Consider the following 16,624-nt stretch of genomic DNA (forward strand, 5'->3'; position numbering starts at 1 on the left):
TGCCCAAGGCGACGTGCTCAAACTCATCGGTCAGTGTCATGATCGTGATCCTGTCTGCCCCATCAGGTCATATCTGGCGGAAAACGGATAATCCACTCATCCGTTACACAGACCTACCGACACGCCCGTTCGACCTGGCCGACACCACGCCGATGCGGGCCGTGTTCACCACCCCTTCGAAAGGCCGGTTCCCTCAGGCCCGGATGGTCGCCTTGGTGACCTGCGGTAACCGGTGGATCCTCGCCGCCCGGATCGGCTCGTCCGGGACCAGCGAGCAGGTCCTGGCCGACTCGCTGATCGGCGAGTTACAGGCGGGCACGATCAACCTCGCCGACCGCGGGTTCTTCTCGATGGACCGGTGGATCCGCGCCGCCGCGACCGGGGCGCACCTGGTGTGGCGGGTCAAGAACGGCGCCCGGAGTCTGCCCGCCCGTCTGGACCGGACGTTGCCCGACGCTTCCGCGTGGGTCGTGTTGCACGAGTCCGGACAGATGCTCGCCCGGCGCCGTAAAACCTGTGACGACAAGACCTTGCCCAGGCTGGCCCCGACGCTCGCCCGGCTGGTCGAGTTCACCGTGACCAGCCGCGACCGCTCCGGCCGGCCGGTCAAGACCAGCCGGTACCGGGTGTTGACCACCCTGCTCGACCACACCCGCCATCCCGCCGATCAGATTGCCGCGCTCTACGCCGAAAGATGGCAGATCGAACTGACCTACGCGAGATTGAAGACGACTCTGCGTGAGCCGGGCACTCGGTTGCGCGGGCAGACCCCGGACTTGGCCTACCAGGAACTCTGGGCCCTACTCACCGTCTATAACGCCCTCGTACGCCTTGCCGTGACCACTGCAGCCGATCTGAACGTCGACCCTGACGCGATCAGCTTCACCGCGGTGCTCGCCCTGACCCGCGACCGGTTCACCGCCGACAGCGGCCCCTGCGTCAACTGTGGACACCACGACTCCGATCCGGCCACCGCACTGATCGCCGCCATCGCCGGCCAGCCCCTCACCCGCCACGACCGACAACGCAACGGACCCCGCACGCCCACTCAACGCGAAACAGAACGTACCCGCGACGTCACGTACGAGACAGCCATCACCTCGCCAGACCTATCCAAAACAACCAAACCGACCAAAGTTTAGGTCAGTGCACCAAGAGTCTTGGCATTGTTCATCACTGGGCTGTACGACGTTGGACCTGATGGAGAAGCGGTTCACGCTGAAGTCGGAAAGGAGGCCGGACGCGGCGTCGACTATGAAGTTGGAGTAGGTGTCGCATTCTTCGCTCGACTTGGCCTCCGTGGGGCACTTGATCAGGGTGGTGCCGGATCTGCGTAACGTGTATGCGGGAGGTTTTGCCTCGGAGTCGACACGTCTCTGGGCCACCCAGGTGAGGTATTCGGTACGAGCAAAATTACGTGCCGGGCTGCCGACGGCGGTATAGCCCTGGGCCTCCGCCAGTCCGTCCACGGTGCCCAGGGTGTATGCCGAGAGGAACTTCTTCGCCACCAGATATTCAGGAGATTGATAGCCTGGGAGATGCCAATTGAGGGCGGTGACGACGGTCAGCGCAGCCAACGCTGCCGACAACAAGAAAGATGCGATCGAAATGCCGACAGCCCAGCGTTCCGCCCTCGTCCAACTGGTTGCCACCTCTCGCTCCCACCGTCATTCGTCGGGCGCCAATCGTGGCACGAGTCGCGGCCGGAACGGTAGATCCACTCGGGTGGTATGACATCGGCTCATCGGCAGATCCGAATTCCTCAGCCTGGCCGTGCCGCAGCTAGCTGACGTGGAGGAACGGGGCCAGCAGCTCGCGGACCCGCGCGTCGATGGGGGCCGGGTCGGCTCCGTCCTCGATCATGCGGCTGGCGGTGTAGACGACCGAGCTGATCAGGGCCGCGGTGGTGGCGGGGTCGGGCACGCCCAACTCTTCCAGGGCCGCGGACAACGGCTGGCTCATCTGGTCGTGCATGAGCTGGGTGCTGGCGTTGACCTGATCGCCGGGGATGGACTGGATCAGTGCGGTGGCCAGGGCGTGCTCCCCCTCGGCGACCAGGCGCAGGTTGGCGGCGGCGTACGCCAGCACCTTCTCGCCGGGGGTGCCGGCGGCGTCCATCGCGGCCTTGACCCGGCGGGACCAGTTCGGCAGGACCTCCTGTGCCAGCTCGAGGAGCACGTCATTGCTCGACGCAAAGTATTCGTACACCGAGGACCGGGGCACCCCGGCCCGGGTGGCGACGGCGGTGAGGCTCGGGGTCTCGTGCGGGTTGTCGACCAGCAGGGCGCGTGCGGCGTCGAGGAGGACCCGGCGGCGGTGCGCACGGTGCTCGGCGATCGTGGGTGCGTCGATGCGCGGCACGGGCCCTCCCCTTTCGCGTCGCTCAGCCGGCGGACAGCCGCCCATCGGTCGTCTCGACCACCCGGTCACAGTGCTCCAGCACGTCGTGGTCGTGAGTCACCATAACGGTAGCGACGTCGCACTCCTTCGTCTCGCGGGCGAGCAACTGCACCACGTCGTGGCTGCGTGCCCGGTCCAGGGCGGCGGTCGGCTCGTCGACCAGCAGCAGCGACGGCCGGCCCAGCAGCGCGCGGGCGATCCCGACCCGCTGGCGTTCGCCGCCGGAGAGCTGGTGCGGCCGGCGGGCCGCCTTGTGCGCCATGCCGACGTCGGCGAGCAGTCCGGCCGGTTCCCGGCCGTCCGCCCGGCGGCGGCTGAGCTTGGCGACCAGCCGCAGTTGCTCGATCGCGGTGAGGGCCGGGATCAGGTTGCCGCTCTGGAACACGAATCCGATGTGGTCGCGCCGGTACTCCGCACGCTGCTTGACAGTCATGCCGCCGAGGTCGCGGCCGTCGACGGTGACCGTGCCCTGGTCCGGGACGGTCAGCGCGCCGGCGACCGCGAGCAGGCTCGACTTGCCCGCGCCGGAGGGGCCGACCACGGCGACCAGCTCGCCCGGCGCCACCGTCAGATCGACATCGTCCAGCGCGGTGACCATCGCGTCGCCGTCGCCGAGACGTACGGTCACGCCCGACAGCCGAAGGCCGGTACGGTCGCCGTTGTTCATCGCTGTGCTCCCAGAGCCGTGAGGGGGTCGATGGCCGCGACGCGGACGATGGCGACGGTGGCGCCGGCCAGGCCGAGCGCGGCCAGCAGGAGGCCGGCGATCGTCACCGCGGGCGCCTCGATGGCGAACGGCACCGCGCTGCCGCTGATCAGCGCGCCGAGCCCGACGCCGAGGGCGATACCCACGCCGGTGGCGGCGCCGAGCACCACCAGCGCCTGGACGAGGTCGTCCCGCAGCAGGTACGACCGGGCCGCGCCCGTCGCCCGCAACACCGCGAGCTCGTGCTTGCGGTTGATGGTCCAGACGGTGAAGAACGCGCCGACGACCAGTGCCGAGATGGCGTAGAGGAACACCTGGATGAGTCTCAGCGTCGAGGTCTCGGCGCTGTAGCCGGGCGAGGCGCCGTACGCCTCGGTCTTGCCGAAGCTGGTCGTGCCGGCCACAGCGTCGCCGGCGGCCAGGTCGGCGTCGTCGTCCGCCTGGACGGCGATCGCGGTGGCTTCGGTGGCCGCCGAGCCGCGCAGGTCCTCGCCGGGGCCGGCGCCCTCGTGCAGGCGCTGTCACGCGTCCAGGGGCACGTAGGCGACGTCGACGTGGCCGTACGTGTGCTGGTCCGCCGTCACGCCGACCACGGTGAACCGGGTGCCGATCCGGTCGATGACGACGGTGTCGCCGAGCCGCAGGCCGGCGTCGAGGGCGGTGCGGGACACCACGATGCCGTCCGGGCTGCCCAGTCCGGTGCCCTGTGCGGCGGCCGGAGCCAGGAACGAGCCCGGCTCCACCCCGAACATGGCCAGGTCGATCGGCACGCCCTCGGCGCTGCGGGCGTTGACCAGCATGTTCCCGAAGAGGGCGGAGCTCGCGCAGTGCCAGGAACATCCATCCTCCAGCCGCAGGTTTTTCGACGTAGCGTCGGAAGCTATACCGACACCGAGTCGGAAAAAGCGCCGCGGGCCCCTCTCGCGATCACCGGCCGGTCGCGCGCGGGCCGCACCCGGATCGAACCAAGATCGCCCCAAGCCCGTAGGTAAGAATGGGGGCGTCGAAGCAGCTACGGAAGGACTGGGGAAGATGTCGGAGAAGGCACAGATCGGGGTCACCGGTCTGGCGGTGATGGGTCGCAACCTGGCGCGCAACTTCGCCCGGCACGGTCACACCGTGGCCCTGCACAACCGCTCCTACGGCCGCACCAAGGAGCTGGTGGAGCAGTTCGGCCACGAGGGCACGTTCATCCCGGCCGAGACGGCCGAGGAGTTCGTGGCCAGCCTCGAGCGTCCCCGCCGCGTGGTGATCATGGTGAAGGCCGGCGGGCCGACCGACGCGGTGATCGACGAGTTCGCGCCGCTGCTCGAGCCGGGCGACATGCTGATCGACGCCGGCAACGCCCACTACCTGGACACCCGCCGCCGCGAGGCCGCGCTGAAGGAGAAGGGCCTGCATTTCGTGGGCGCGGGCGTCTCCGGCGGCGAGGAGGGCGCGCTGCACGGCCCGAGCATCATGCCCGGCGGCCCCAAGGAGTCCTACGACGCGCTCGGCCCGCTGCTGGAGGACATCGCGGCCAAGGTGGACGGCGAGCCCTGCTGCGTGCACGTGGGCCCGGACGGCGCCGGTCACTTCGTGAAGATGGTGCACAACGGCATCGAGTACGCGGACATGCAGCTCATCGCCGAGGCGTACGACCTGCTGCGCCAGGTCGGCGGGCACGAGCCGGGCGAGATCGCGGAGATCTTCTCCGGCTGGAACGAGGGCCGGCTCGGCTCGTACCTGATCGAGATCACCGCCGAGGTGCTCAAGCAGGTCGACGCGGCGAGCGGCAAGCCGTTCGTGGACATCGTGCTCGACCAGGCCGAGCAGAAGGGCACCGGCCGCTGGACCGTGCAGGCCGCCCTCGACCTGGGCGTCCCGGTCAGCGGCATCGCCGAGTCGGTGTTCGCGCGGGCGCTCTCCGGCGGCGCGGACGTCCGCAAGGCCGCCGCCGACGCGGGCCTGCCGGGCCCGAGCGCGGCCGCCGCGCACCCGGGCGACCTGCAGGCGGACGTCGAGCAGGCTCTGTTCGCCTCCAAGATCGTCGCCTACGCGCAGGGCTTCCAGCAGATCCAGGCGGCCAGCAAGGAATACGACTGGGAGATCGACCCGGGCGCGATGGCCAAGATCTGGCGGGCCGGCTGCATCATCCGGGCCAAATTCCTGGACTTCATCAAGCAGGCGTACGACAAACAGCCCGAGCTCGCCACGCTGCTGGTCGACGACTACTTCCTGGACGCGGTCAGCGGCGCCCAGGACGCGTGGCGGCGGGTGGTGGCCACGTCGGCCGCCCACGGCATCCCGTCGCCGGGGTTCTCGTCCGCCCTGGCCTACTACGACGGGCTGCGGGCCGAGCGCCTGCCGGCCGCGCTGATCCAGGGCCAGCGCGACTTCTTCGGCGCCCACACCTACCGCCGCGTCGACAAGCCCGGCTCGTTCCACACCCTCTGGGCCACCGACGACCGCACGGAGATCGAAAGCTGAGCTGAGCTGAGCTGGCTGGCTCCGCTCCGCTCCGCGGGCGATCGCCCCTACGGGGCGGATGATGAGCTGAGCTGGCTGGCTCCGCTTCGCTCCGCGGGCGATCGCCCCTTTCACGCTGATGAGGAGCCAGTCGGCTTTCCGGCGCCGCAAACCCCGCGGCGACGGAAAGCCGACTGTCTCCTCATCAGCGGGGCGATCGCGGGGTGGTGCGCTCGCCGAATACGGGGCTTGCGCGACGGCGTCCCGGGGTCAGCGGTCGGGGCGGACCAGGCCCGTCTCGTAAGCCAGGACGACGACCTGGACGCGGTCGCGCAAGCCCAGCTTGGTGAGCAAGTGGCCGACGTGGGTCTTCACGGTCGCCTCGGAGAGGAACAGGCGGGCGGCGATCTCGGCGTTCGAGGCGCCGGTGGCGACCTCGAGCAGGACGTCGCGCTCGCGCTCGGTGAGCCGGGCGACCTCCGGCGGCACCCGGGCAGGCCCGGGCAGGCTGCCGGCGACGGCGTCGAGCAGCCGGCGGGTGGTGCTCGGCGCCACCACCGCGTCGCCCCGGTGCACCGCCCGGATCGCCTGGAGCACGTCCTCGGCCCGCGAGTTCTTGAGCAGGAACCCGCTGGCGCCGGCCCGCAGCGCCGCGAAGGCGTGCTCGTCGACGTCGAAGGTCGTCAGCATCACGATCCGCGGCGGATCCGGGTGGCCCAGGATCCGCTCGGCGGCCCGCACGCCGTCCAGCACCGGCATGCGGACGTCCATCAGCACCACGTCGGGCCGGGCGCGCAGCACGCCCGCGACCGCGGCCTCGCCGTCGGCCGCCTCGCCCGCCACCTCGAGGTCGTCCTGCGACTCGACGATCATGGCGAGACCGGACCGGACCAGCTCCTGGTCGTCGGCGAGGAAGACGCGGATGGTCATCCTCCGATCGTACGGACCGGGCTTGGGCGCGCGGCGGTTCCGGCCCGCCGCCGGTGGTAGAGGTAGGTGACGCGGAGCAGCAGCGGGCCCCACAGCAGGGCCGGCAGGTAGCAGCCGACCATGAGCACCCACCATCCGGTCCCGCCGGTGAACTCCTCGACGCCGGCGAGGAACAGGCGGGCGACCGCGAAGCCCCAGATGGCGATCAGCAGGATCCCGCCGACCGCGGCCGGGACGACGACCGCCGCCGGTGGGATCGGCCGGCCGCGCAGCCACGGCACCCAGGCGGGCACCACCTCGCCCCACGGTCGGACCAGGCCGAGGGTCAGCAGGGCCAGGGCCTCGGACGCGATGGTGAGGAAGAAGACCCACGCCGACCCCCACCCGGGGATGTGCGAGGCGCGCAGGGCGTCGGCGCTGAAGCCCAGGCCGAAGCCGAAGCCCATGATCGACCGCCAGACGCCCGCGGGCAGCACGGTCAGCGGCACCAGGTGCGCCAGGATCACGGCCTGCCGGGGAACGGGCCGGCCGGAAACGGTGGAGGTCATCGTCTTTCCCTCGAGGTCACCGGGCGCCACGGTGGCGCTCCGTCACATCGAGGGTGGCTCGCCGGGGCCCCGGCCGGCGTCGGTCTCAGGTCGCGGGCGCATCCGTCCCAGGGATGATCCGGTCAGGCCCCGGCCGCCCGCGCCGGCAGGACGGCGTCGACCCGGAACCCGCCGTCGCCGTTGGCCGCGGCGGTCAGCGTGCCGCCGAGCAGCGCCAGCCGCTCGGTCAGACCGGGCAGCCCCCGCCCGCCCGGGGCGGCCAGCACCGGGCCACGGCCGGGACCGTTGCGCACGGTCAGGCGCAGGGCATCGGGCTGCCAGTCCAGGCAGACGCTCGCCTCGGCCTCCGGGCCGGCGTGCTTGAGCACGTTGGTGAGGGCCTCCTGGACGACCCGGTACGCGGCCAGCTCGCCCGCCGCGCCCAGGCGCCGCCGCTCGCCGCGCTCGGTGACGCGTACCGCCGGACCGGCCTGCCGGACCCGGTCGATCAGCTCGGCCAGGTCGTCCAGGCCCGGCTGGGCGGCGTCGGCCGGCGCCGCGTCGTGGTCGTCGAGGGCGCGCAGCAGCTGCCGCATGTCCCCCATCGCCTCCTGCCCTGCGCGGGCGACCGTCTCCAGCACCGGGACGGCCGCGGCCGGGTCCTTGCGGGCCATCAGCCGGCCGCCCTCGGCCTGGGTCACCATCACCGAGAGGGAATGCGCCACCACGTCGTGCATCTCGCGGGCGATCCGGACCCGCTCGTCCCGCGCCGCGCGGCGGGCGTTCTCCCGCCGGTCCTCCGCCTCGCGCCGGGCGCGTTCCTCCAGCTCCAGCAGGTAGCTACGGCGCAGCCGGCGGTAGCGCCCCAGCGCCCACGGCGCCAGCACCGTCGCGAGCACGGCCAGCACGAGGAACAACGGCCAGCTCCGCACCGGGTCGGCCGGATCGGTGAGGCCCGGCTCGGTGAGCGTCAGGTAATCGGCGCCCCACAGCCGCGCCACCACCAGGGCCGCGCCCGCGCCGGACAGGGCCAGCGCCAGCCGCGCCACCCGGCGGGGGCGCCAGGCGGCCACGGAGTACAGCGCGATCGGGAAGATGACGACGCTGGGCACCAGGACGGGCGCGAACGGGCCGACGCCGCCGGCCTCCACCCCGGGCAGGGCCACCAGCAGGAGCATGACGGCGCCGGCCACCCCGAACGCGGCGCGCGGCGCGGTCCGGCGTACGGCGACGGCGGCGTGCCCGATCGCCAGCGCCGCGACCGTCACCACCCGCAGGGCGCGCGGCCACGAGCTGTCCAGGATCACGCCGGCCGAGATCGGCAGCGTCAGCACCGCGACGGCGGCCGCGAACACCCCGTCGACCAGCCACCGGCGGCGCCGGACCCACTGCTCGACGGACGTCCCGATGCCCGTGCCCACCCGGCCATCCTAGATTCGGCACCCGCCCGCGAGCTCCGTCCACCGGCGGCGCGGCCGCCCGCCTGTGGACACCACCGCATTCTTGTCGTACCCCCCTGCTCTACTCGTCCCCACCCAGTGCCGGGGCGGGGGATGGACTGTGGGCGGCTCCGGAGATCAAAAACTGCTTGCGGAGCTGTGCTTGCCATGGCCGGGGCGGGTACGGCCGGCCCCGGCAGATGCGGGGGATCCCGAAATGTGATATGCGCCTCCTGCAAGGTGGGAGGCAGTCTCGCTTGGTGAGCATGGCGGGTGGCGGGGTCCCACATGTTGGCTGAGCGGTCCACGTCATGGGACCGCCGCCGGGAATATCGGTTTATGTCGGTTCGGCTCGGATGGGCGCGGGCAAGGATGGTGAGTCCCGGCTCGACCCGCACCGGAGGTCATCAAGATCCCGCGGAGGCACCGGCGACGAGGCCCGGGCGCAGTTCGCGCGGGCAAGGATGGTGAGTCCCGGCTCGACCCGCACCGGAGGTCATCAAGATCCCGCGGAGGCACCGGCGACGAGGCCCGGGCGCAGTTCGCGCGGGCAAGGATGATGAGTCCCGGCTCGACCCGCACCGGAGGTCATCAAGATCCCGCGGAGGCACCGGCGACGAGGCCCGGGCGCAGTTCGCGCGGGCAATCGCGCCGAAGCGCAAGACGCACACAGCGCAAGACGCACACAGCGCAAGGCGCACGCTGCACCAGGCGCAAGCAGCGCAAGGCGCCCGCAGCACCAGGCGCGAGCAGCACGACGCACATGCAGCGCAAAGCGCAAGCAGCGACCGCGAAAGGCTAGACGACCGGGATCGGGTTGGCGGCCATCAAGTTGCCGGCCTCCTCGGCCGGGAGCGGCTTGGCCATGAAGAAGCCCTGCCCGAGCCGGTATCCCATGTCCCGCAGCCGGTCCAGCTGGGCCGCCGACTCGATGCCCTCGGCCACCGCCGACAACTGCAGGTACTCGGCCAGCTGGGCGACCGCCGCGGCCACCGCGAGGCGCCCTCGGTCCTCGCCGTCGGCGATGCCGTCGACGAACGACTTGTCCAGCTTGAGCACGTCCACCGGGAACGCCCGCAGCAGCGACAGCGACGACTGCCCGGTGCCGAAGTCGTCCAGCGCCAGGCGCACGCCCATCTCGTGCAGCGCGGTCAGCGTCTCGCGCACCTGCCGCCCGTCCGCCACCGACGACTCGGTGATCTCGATGACCAGGTTGTCCGGCAGCAGGCCGGTCTCCGACAGCACGGCCGCGACCTCGTCCACGAAGCCGGGCTCGCGCAGCTGCCGGACCGCGACGTTGACGTTGATCGCCTTGATCGCGCCGTCGCCGTGGGCCGCCTGCCAGCGGGCCAGCTGCGCACAGGCCTCGCGCAGCACCCACGAGCCGAGCGGCACGATCAAGCCGGAGCGCTCGGCGACCGGGATGAAGTCGCCGGGCGAGACGAACCCGCGCGCCGGGTGCTTCCAGCGCACCAGCGCCTCGGCGCCGTGCAGCCGGCCGGTGCCGATGTCGAACACGGGCTGGTACAGCAGGTACAGCTCGTCGCGGATGATGGCGTTGTGCAGCTCGCTGCCGAGCCGGGCGTGGTTGACCACGTCCTGGCGCATCCGCGGCTCGAAGCGCACCCACGCCGCCTTGCCGCCGGCCTTGGCCTGGTACATGGCGATGTCGGCGTTGCGCAGCACCTCGTCCGCGCTGTCGCCCGGCCCGGCGATCGCGACGCCGAGGCTGGCGTGCGCCAGCAGGTGGTCCTCCCCCACCCGGAACGGCTCGGCGAGCGCCTGCAGCACCCGGCCGGCCGCCTCCTCGGCGATCGGGACGTCGTCGGCGTCGAGCAGCACCGCGAACTCGTCGCCGCCGAGCCGGGCCGGCAGGTCGTGCGCGGCGCTGCTCTGCCGCAGCCGCTGGGCGACCTGGTAGAGCAGCTGGTCGCCGAAGGCCGGGCCCATCGTGTCGTTGATCGTCTTGAAGTCGTCGATGTCGATCAGCAGCACGGTGACCGGCCGGTGCGCGCCCAGGCGCTCGGCGAGCGCGCCGGCGAACCGGGTGCGGTTGGCCAGCCCGGTCAGCGGGTCGGTCATGGCGAGGCGCTCGAGCTCGGTCTGCTGGGTGCGGATGCCGGCGAGCAGCCGCTTGTTCTCGCGCAGCCCGAGCAGTTGCCGCGCCACCACGCACACCACGATCAGCACCCCGCCGATGATCACCGCCCGCTCACGGCCGGCCATGTTCCGGGCCGACACGGTGATCACCAGGCCCGCGGTGGTGGTGACGGCCAGGAAGGGCAGCAAATCCCATAGCGTACGGCGGGAGCGCGCCGTCCCCGCGGCCGGCGGGGCGGAGCCGGGCCCGTGCGGGGCCGGGGCGGCCAGCGTGATGCGCTGGCGATACGCCGAGGTGGTGAACGCGACCGCGACCAGCGGGCCGCCGAGCACCGCGAGGGCCAGGCGGGGTCCGGGCGGCCCGGCGATCAGCACCACCGCCATCACCACCGCGACCATCGGGGCGATCGCGAGCAACCGCAGGGCGAGCGAGTCGACCGGGGCGCCGGGGACGGCCGCGGCCTTGCCGATGATCACCAGGCCGAGGAGCCCGGCCACGCCGACCATGCCGGCCGCGACCCGGGCGCTCATCCCGGTGCCGGCCGGGGCGAAGCTGAGCACGACGTACCAGAAGATCAGCGTGCCGGCGACGGCGACGGTGACCGCGTCGAGCAGGATCCGCAGCCGGGCGAGCGGGGTCTTGTCGCTCAGCGGCAGCCGGCCGAGCGCGAACATGCCCCAGAAGATGCCGACGACATTCGGCACGGCGGTGTACATCGACATGCCGACGTCGTCGTTGGCCAGCACGGCCCCGGCGCACGAGGCGAAGATCAGCAGGATCGAGGCGTGCGAGATCTGCCGCCAGAACCCGCGCACCGGGCGGGAGATCCGGATCTGGGAGCCGATCCGCCGGCACGCGAAGAACGAGGCGGCCATCGCCACCGGCGCGCCGAGATAGCCGGGAACGAGGTTGTCCGAGTCGTGCGCGACCAGCCACACCGACACGTACGCCACGCAGGCGACCGCCAGCACCACGGGTCCGAGCCCGCCGCCCAGCCGGATCCCGGCGGCGCGCACCACGGGACTTGACATGCGCTCCCTCGGCTCCCGAGTCGACAGGTACTGTGCGGCATACCTGTCGGCGGGTGCCGGGAAAAACTGAGACTTATCCCTTCAGGGCGGCGGAGACGACCGCGCGGGCCTCCTCCTGGATCCGGGCGAGGGCGTCGGCCCCCCGGAACGACTCGGCGTAGATCTTGTAGACGTCCTCGGTGCCGGACGGGCGGGCCGCGAACCAGCCCGACGCGGTGGCGACCTTGAGCCCGCCGATGGCGGCGCCGTTGCCGGGCGCGGTGGTCAGCACCGCGGTGATCGGCTCGCCGTCCAGCTCCTCGGCGGTTACCTGGGCCGGGGAGAGCTGGGCCAGCACCGCCTTCTCCTCCCGGGTGGCGGGCGCGTCGATCCGGGCGTAGGCGGGCTCGCCGAACTTCGCGGTCAGGTCGCGGTAGTGCTCGCTCGGCGTGCGCCCGGTGACCGCGATGATCTCGGAGGCGAGCAGGTCGAGGATGATGCCGTCCTTGTCGGTGCTCCAGGCCGAGCCGTCGCGGCGCAGGAACGAGCCGCCCGCGCTCTCCTCGCCGCCGAAGCCGATCTCGCCGGAGAGCAGGCCGGGCACGAACCACTTGAACCCCACCGGCACCTCGTCGAGGCGCCGGCCCAGCTCGCCGGCCACCCGGTCGATCATCGAGGAGGAGACCAGGGTCTTGCCGATGGCCGCGCCGGCCGGCCAGCCCGGGCGCTTGCCGAACAGATAGCCGATCGCGACCGCCAGGTAGTGGTTGGGGTTCATCAGGCCGGCGTCCGGCGTGACGATGCCGTGGCGGTCGGCGTCCGCGTCGTTTCCCGTGGCGACCTGGAACTTGTCCTTCTGATGGATCAGGGACGCCATCGCGTACGGCGACGAGCAGTCCATCCGGATCTTGCCGTCCCAGTCGAGCGTCATGAAGCCGAACGTCGGATCCACGCGCGGGTTCACCACGGTCAGGTCGAGGCGGTGCCGCTCGGCGATCTCGCCCCAGTACGCGACGCTGGCCCCGCCGAGCGGGTCGGCGCCGATGCGCACGCCGGCCTCGCGGATCGCGTCGAGGTCGATCACCGCGGGCAGGTCGGCGACGTACTCGCCGAGGAAGTCGTAGCCGGTGACCAGCTCCGACGTGCGGGCCCGGGCGGCCGGCACCCGGCGCACCTCCTTGAGGCCGGCCGCGATCAGCGCGTTGGCCCGGTCCTGGATCCACGTGGTGGCGTCGGTGTCGGCCGGGCCGCCGTTGGGCGGGTTGTACTTGAAGCCGCCGTCCGCGGGCGGGTTGTGCGAGGGGGTCACCACGACGCCGTCGGCGAGACCGGCGGCGCGGTCGCGGTTGTACGCCAGGATCGCCCGGGAGACCGCCGGGGTCGGGGTGTAGCCGTCGCGGCTGTCGATCAGGGTGGTCACGTCGTTGGCCGCGAACACCTCCAGCGCGGTGATCATGGCCGGTTCGCTGAGGGCGTGCGTGTCGCGGCCCAGGAACAGCGGGCCGTCGGTGCCCTGGGCCCGCCGGTACTCGACGATCGCCTGGCTGGTGGCGGCGATGTGATCGGCGTTGAAGGCCGTGTTCAGGCTCGAGCCGCGATGCCCGGACGTCCCGAACGCCACCCGCTGGGCGACCTCGCCCGGGTCGGGATGCTCGGTGTAGTAGCGGGAGATCACCCGGGGCACGTCGATGAGATCGCGGGCCTCGGCGGGGGTCCCGGCGCGGGGATGCACGGACATGCTGGCCTCCTTAGTACCCTGCCTGGCAGCCTATCGATACCCGGTTGAACCTTTCCGATACGGGATACGAACTACGAGATGTGACGAGGCCCGTGCGCGTACTTCTGGTTCTGCTCGTCGCGCTCGGCGCGCTCCTCGCCGCCCCGGCCGGCCCGGCCAGCGCCCACGCCGCGCTCCTCGGCTCGACCCCGGCGCCCGGCAGCGTCATCGGCACCTCCCCCACCGAGATCGTCGTGACGTTCAGTGAGGCGGTCACCCCGGTCACCGGCCGCGTGCAGGTCCTCGGCCCGGACGGCAAGCGGATCTCCGGCACCCCCGGCGTCGCGGGCGCCGTGCTGCGCATCCCGGTGCGCCGGGCCGGCCAGCCGCTCGGGACCTACCTGGTCAGCTACCGGGTGATCTCGGCCGACAGCCATCCGGTCGGCGGCGCGATCACGTTCTCGGTCGGCGCCCCGTCGGCCACGCCCGCGGCGCCGGCCGACGGGACGACCCATCGTTCGGTCGCGGTGGCGACGCCGGTCACGCGCTTTCTCGGGTACGCCGGGCTCGCGCTCACCGCCGGGCCGGTGCTGTTCCTGGCCTTCCTGTGGCCGCGGCGCCGATCCCGCGCGGGCGCGGTGCGGCTCGCGTACACCGGACTGGGTCTGATTCTCGTGGCGACGCTCGCGTCGCTGTGGACGCAGGCGCCGGCCAGCAGCGGGTCGGCCCTGTGGGATGTCTCGGGCGCCGAGCTCGGGCAGGTCCTGACCAGTTCCTTCGGCCTGACCCTGATCGCCCGGACGGCCGTGCTCGCGATCGTCGCCGGGCTCCTGCGCCCGCTGGCCCGCGGCGGCCTCTCCCGCCCGCGCGGCGTCGCCCTGACCGTGCTGGCGCTCGGCGGGCTGGTCACCTGGCCGCTGACCGGGCACGCGGCCGCCGCGCCGCTGTCGCCCGCGATCATCGCCTCCGACGTCGTGCACCTGTCGGCGATGGCGGTCTGGATCGGTGGTCTGCTCACGCTGAGTGTCTTCCTGCTGCGCCGCACCGACCCGCGCGTGCTCGGCGTCGTGCTGCCGGCCTGGTCCCGCTGGGCCGCCCTGGCGGTGGTCTGGCTGGTGGCCGGCGGGGTGGTGCAGGCGGTCGTGCAGGTCGGCTCGGTCCCCGCGCTCTGGCGCACCGACTACGGCCGGCTGCTGCTCGCCAAGGTCGCCGTGCTGGCCGCGGTGCTGGGCACCGCCTTCTTCGCCCGCCGCATGGTCAACCGGCGGCAGGTGGTGACCGCGGGTCCGGGCAGGATGCGCCGCGCGGTCGGGACCGAGGTGCTCGCCACCGCGGTGATCCTCGGGCTGAGCGCCGTGCTGGTGCAGGTCAACCCGGGCCGCAGCGCGGCGGTCGACCAGGGCGCGGTCCGCGACGAGGGGGTGTCGCAGACGCTGACCTGCCCGCTGTACACGCTGCAGTTCAACATCTTCCCGACCCAGATCGGCGACAACAACACCATCCACGCGTTCGTCTACACCCCGGCCGGCGCGCCGCTGCCGGCCGACGAGTGGACGGTGACCTCGCGGCTGCTCGGCCGCGACCTCGAGCCGGTCACCGAGCCGCTGCTCCCGCTGCAGCCGCGCAACCACGCGGCCGGCGCGATCACGTTCCCGTTCCCGGGCCGGTACGAGGTCAAGTTCACGGTGCGCATCGGCGAGCTCGACCAGGCGGCCGTCAAGACCGTCATCTCGGTGCCGGCGGATCCCGCCAGGAGCTGACGCCCGGCCCCCGTCGGGTCCCCGCCGCCCGTCGCGGGCCCGCGACGCCCTGGTGGCGCCGGGCGCCCGGCCGGTTGTCTACGCTCGCGGGCGTGCTGATCCTGCTTCCGCCGTCCGAGGGCAAGACCCCCGCGGCCACCGGCGACCCGGTGCGCCACGACGAGCTGTGGCTGCCCCGCCTGGCCACGGCCCGCAAGCGGGTGCAGACCCGCCTGGTCGCGCTGAGCAGGCGCACCAGCGCCCGCGCGGTCGCGGAGTCGCTGCGGGTGCTCGGCCTGACCGACGGCCAGAAGGCCGAGCTGGCCCGCAACGCCGCGCTGCCCTCGGCGCCGGCGGCGCGAGCCGACCGGGTCTACACCGGCGTGCTCTACGAAGCCCTCGACCCGCCGACCCTGGCGCCGGGCGCTCGCGAGTGGCTCGACCGCAGCGCCGTGGTGTTCTCCGGGCTCTGGGGCGTCGTCCGGCTCGCCGATCGGATCCCGGCCTACCGGCTGTCGGTGGGCGTGACGCTGCCGCCGCCGGTCGGCGGGCTCACGGCGTACTGGAAGAAGGTCCTGAAACCGGCGATGGACCCGGCGGCCGCCGACGGCCCGGTGCTGGACCTCAGGTCCGGCGCCTACGCGGCGATGTGGACGCCGCCCGCCGGCCGCTCGGCCACCCTGCGGGTCCTGCACGAGCGCGTGGTGGACGGATCGCCGCGACGGTCGGTGGTGAGCCACTTCAACAAGGCCACCAAGGGCCGCCTGGTGCGCGACCTGGCCCGCTCGTCCCTCGAGCCCGCCTCGGTCGACGAGGTCGTCGCCGCGCTGAAGGATCTGGGCCACCAGATCGAGGAGACGCCGGCGCCGGCGGGGCAGCCCCGCCGGCTCGACCTGATCGTGCGGGAGCTCTGAGCTACGAGCTCGGAGCTATTGGGCGTCGAGGATGTCGACCACGAAGCGCAGGTCGCCCTCGGACGGGCCGTACGCGTCCTTGGCCGGCACGTCGATCTGGAGCCGGCTGCCCACCTTCTGGCCCGGAATGCCCTCGTCCCAGCCCTTGATCACGGCGCCGACGCCGATCTGGGTGGTGAACGGCTGGCCGCGCGACCAGGAGGAGTCCTTGACCTCGCCGGTCTTGAAGCTGACCAGCGTGTAGTTGGCGGTGATCGTCTGGCCCTTCTGGACGGCCGGGCCGGTGCCCTTCACCAGCGGGGTGACCACGAGGTCGGTGAGCGTGCCGGTGCCCGCCTTGACCACCGGCTCCTTGGCCAGCGCGGGCGGCGTGCTCACCTGCGCCGGGGCGGGCTCGGCGGCCGGGGGCGCGGCCTGCGGCTCGGCGGCCGACGGGGCCGGGGCGGACGCGGCCGCCGACTTGTCGGAATTATCATGCCGGACCACGAAGAACACGACGGCCAGGACGACGAGGACCGCCACTCCGGCGATCGCGCCCGCGAACGCCTGCCCGCGGCGTTTCGCCGACTCCCCGCTGCTCGGCCGCACGGTCTGGGTGCTCATATGGTGTCGACTCTCTGGTAGGGGACGCTGGGGAAACTTCGGACACGGTACCCGTACGCATCGGCCACCCCGCCGGAAACCTCCGCCGAA

15 protein-coding genes are annotated in these 16,624 nt (G+C 72.5%); 4 read left to right on the forward strand and 11 right to left on the reverse strand.

All coding sequences use genetic code 11. From position 1 onward, the window contains the following. Positions 1 to 1,142 (forward strand): IS4 family transposase (locus ACFQS1_RS27700; RefSeq protein WP_378973836.1); only part of this gene is annotated, 1,142 nt, incomplete at its 5' end. On the opposite strand, the gene ACFQS1_RS27705 is transcribed toward ACFQS1_RS27700, so the two are convergent. The 5 genes from ACFQS1_RS27705 to ACFQS1_RS27725 all read right to left on the reverse strand — a co-directional run bounded on the left by ACFQS1_RS27705 (position 1,110) and on the right by ACFQS1_RS27725 (position 3,906). Beyond that, on the reverse strand, positions 1,110 to 1,652 hold the full coding sequence (locus ACFQS1_RS27705; protein ID WP_378973838.1) for a hypothetical protein: 543 nt from the start codon (positions 1,650 to 1,652) through the stop codon (positions 1,110 to 1,112). The two genes, ACFQS1_RS27700 and ACFQS1_RS27705, sit on opposite strands and share 33 nt — an antisense overlap. A 130-nt stretch (positions 1,653 to 1,782) precedes the next feature. Next, positions 1,783 to 2,361, reverse strand: coding sequence for a TetR/AcrR family transcriptional regulator (locus tag ACFQS1_RS27710; protein ID WP_378973840.1), 579 nt, complete (start codon positions 2,359 to 2,361; stop codon positions 1,783 to 1,785). A 22-nt stretch (positions 2,362 to 2,383) separates the two neighbouring features. Then, entirely contained in the window at positions 2,384 to 3,067 is a 684-nt protein-coding gene (locus ACFQS1_RS27715) for an ABC transporter ATP-binding protein (RefSeq protein ID WP_378973842.1), read from the reverse strand. Beyond that, positions 3,064 to 3,510, reverse strand: coding sequence for an FtsX-like permease family protein (locus tag ACFQS1_RS27720; protein WP_378973844.1), 447 nt, complete (start codon positions 3,508 to 3,510; stop codon positions 3,064 to 3,066). The genes ACFQS1_RS27715 and ACFQS1_RS27720 overlap by 4 nt, the downstream gene beginning before the upstream one ends. Positions 3,511 to 3,627: 117 nt before the next feature. Then, positions 3,628 to 3,906 carry an ABC transporter permease gene (locus ACFQS1_RS27725; protein ID WP_378973846.1) on the reverse strand — a complete coding sequence of 93 codons (279 nt, stop codon included), beginning with the start codon at positions 3,904 to 3,906 and terminating at the stop codon, positions 3,628 to 3,630. Positions 3,907 to 4,138: 232 nt separating this feature from the next. On the opposite strand from ACFQS1_RS27725, the gene gndA reads away from it, so the two are divergent. Beyond that, on the forward strand, positions 4,139 to 5,575 hold the full coding sequence (gndA, locus tag ACFQS1_RS27730; RefSeq protein WP_378973848.1) for an NADP-dependent phosphogluconate dehydrogenase: 1,437 nt from the start codon (positions 4,139 to 4,141) through the stop codon (positions 5,573 to 5,575). A gap of 249 nt (positions 5,576 to 5,824) precedes the next feature. On the opposite strand, the gene ACFQS1_RS27735 is transcribed toward gndA, so the two are convergent. The 5 genes from ACFQS1_RS27735 to pgm all read right to left on the reverse strand — a co-directional run bounded on the left by ACFQS1_RS27735 (position 5,825) and on the right by pgm (position 13,299). Next, a complete protein-coding gene (locus tag ACFQS1_RS27735; protein WP_378973850.1) occupies positions 5,825 to 6,484 on the reverse strand; it encodes a response regulator in 660 nt (219 codons plus the stop codon). Continuing rightward, positions 6,481 to 7,032, reverse strand: coding sequence for a hypothetical protein (locus ACFQS1_RS27740; protein ID WP_378973852.1), 552 nt, complete (start codon positions 7,030 to 7,032; stop codon positions 6,481 to 6,483). The genes ACFQS1_RS27735 and ACFQS1_RS27740 overlap by 4 nt, the downstream gene beginning before the upstream one ends. Before the next feature lie 122 nt (positions 7,033 to 7,154). Then, the gene (locus ACFQS1_RS27745; protein ID WP_378973854.1) at positions 7,155 to 8,432 is read right to left on the reverse strand and encodes a sensor histidine kinase; all 1,278 of its coding nucleotides are present in this window, start codon (positions 8,430 to 8,432) and stop codon (positions 7,155 to 7,157) included. Between the two features lie 816 nt (positions 8,433 to 9,248). Further along, on the reverse strand, positions 9,249 to 11,582 hold the full coding sequence (locus tag ACFQS1_RS27750; protein ID WP_378973856.1) for a putative bifunctional diguanylate cyclase/phosphodiesterase: 2,334 nt from the start codon (positions 11,580 to 11,582) through the stop codon (positions 9,249 to 9,251). A 73-nt stretch (positions 11,583 to 11,655) separates the two neighbouring features. Beyond that, positions 11,656 to 13,299 carry a phosphoglucomutase (alpha-D-glucose-1,6-bisphosphate-dependent) gene (gene pgm / locus ACFQS1_RS27755; protein WP_378973858.1) on the reverse strand — a complete coding sequence of 548 codons (1,644 nt, stop codon included), beginning with the start codon at positions 13,297 to 13,299 and terminating at the stop codon, positions 11,656 to 11,658. Positions 13,300 to 13,391: 92 nt separating this feature from the next. Between pgm and ACFQS1_RS27760 the strand changes: the two genes are divergently transcribed. Next, entirely contained in the window at positions 13,392 to 15,038 is a 1,647-nt protein-coding gene (locus ACFQS1_RS27760; RefSeq protein ID WP_378973860.1) for a copper resistance CopC/CopD family protein, read from the forward strand. A gap of 92 nt (positions 15,039 to 15,130) precedes the next feature. Continuing rightward, positions 15,131 to 15,931 carry a YaaA family protein gene (locus ACFQS1_RS27765; RefSeq protein ID WP_378973862.1) on the forward strand — a complete coding sequence of 267 codons (801 nt, stop codon included), beginning with the start codon at positions 15,131 to 15,133 and terminating at the stop codon, positions 15,929 to 15,931. 15 nt (positions 15,932 to 15,946) lie between these two features. On the opposite strand, the gene ACFQS1_RS27770 is transcribed toward ACFQS1_RS27765, so the two are convergent. Beyond that, positions 15,947 to 16,534 (reverse strand): FKBP-type peptidyl-prolyl cis-trans isomerase, encoded by a 588-nt coding sequence (locus ACFQS1_RS27770; protein ID WP_378973864.1) that lies wholly within the window; start codon positions 16,532 to 16,534, stop codon positions 15,947 to 15,949. Positions 16,535 to 16,624: the final 90 nt, after the last annotated feature.

Source organism: Paractinoplanes rhizophilus (genome assembly GCF_042664765.1).
Taxonomy (GTDB): Bacteria; Actinomycetota; Actinomycetes; order Mycobacteriales; family Micromonosporaceae; genus Actinoplanes; species Actinoplanes rhizophilus.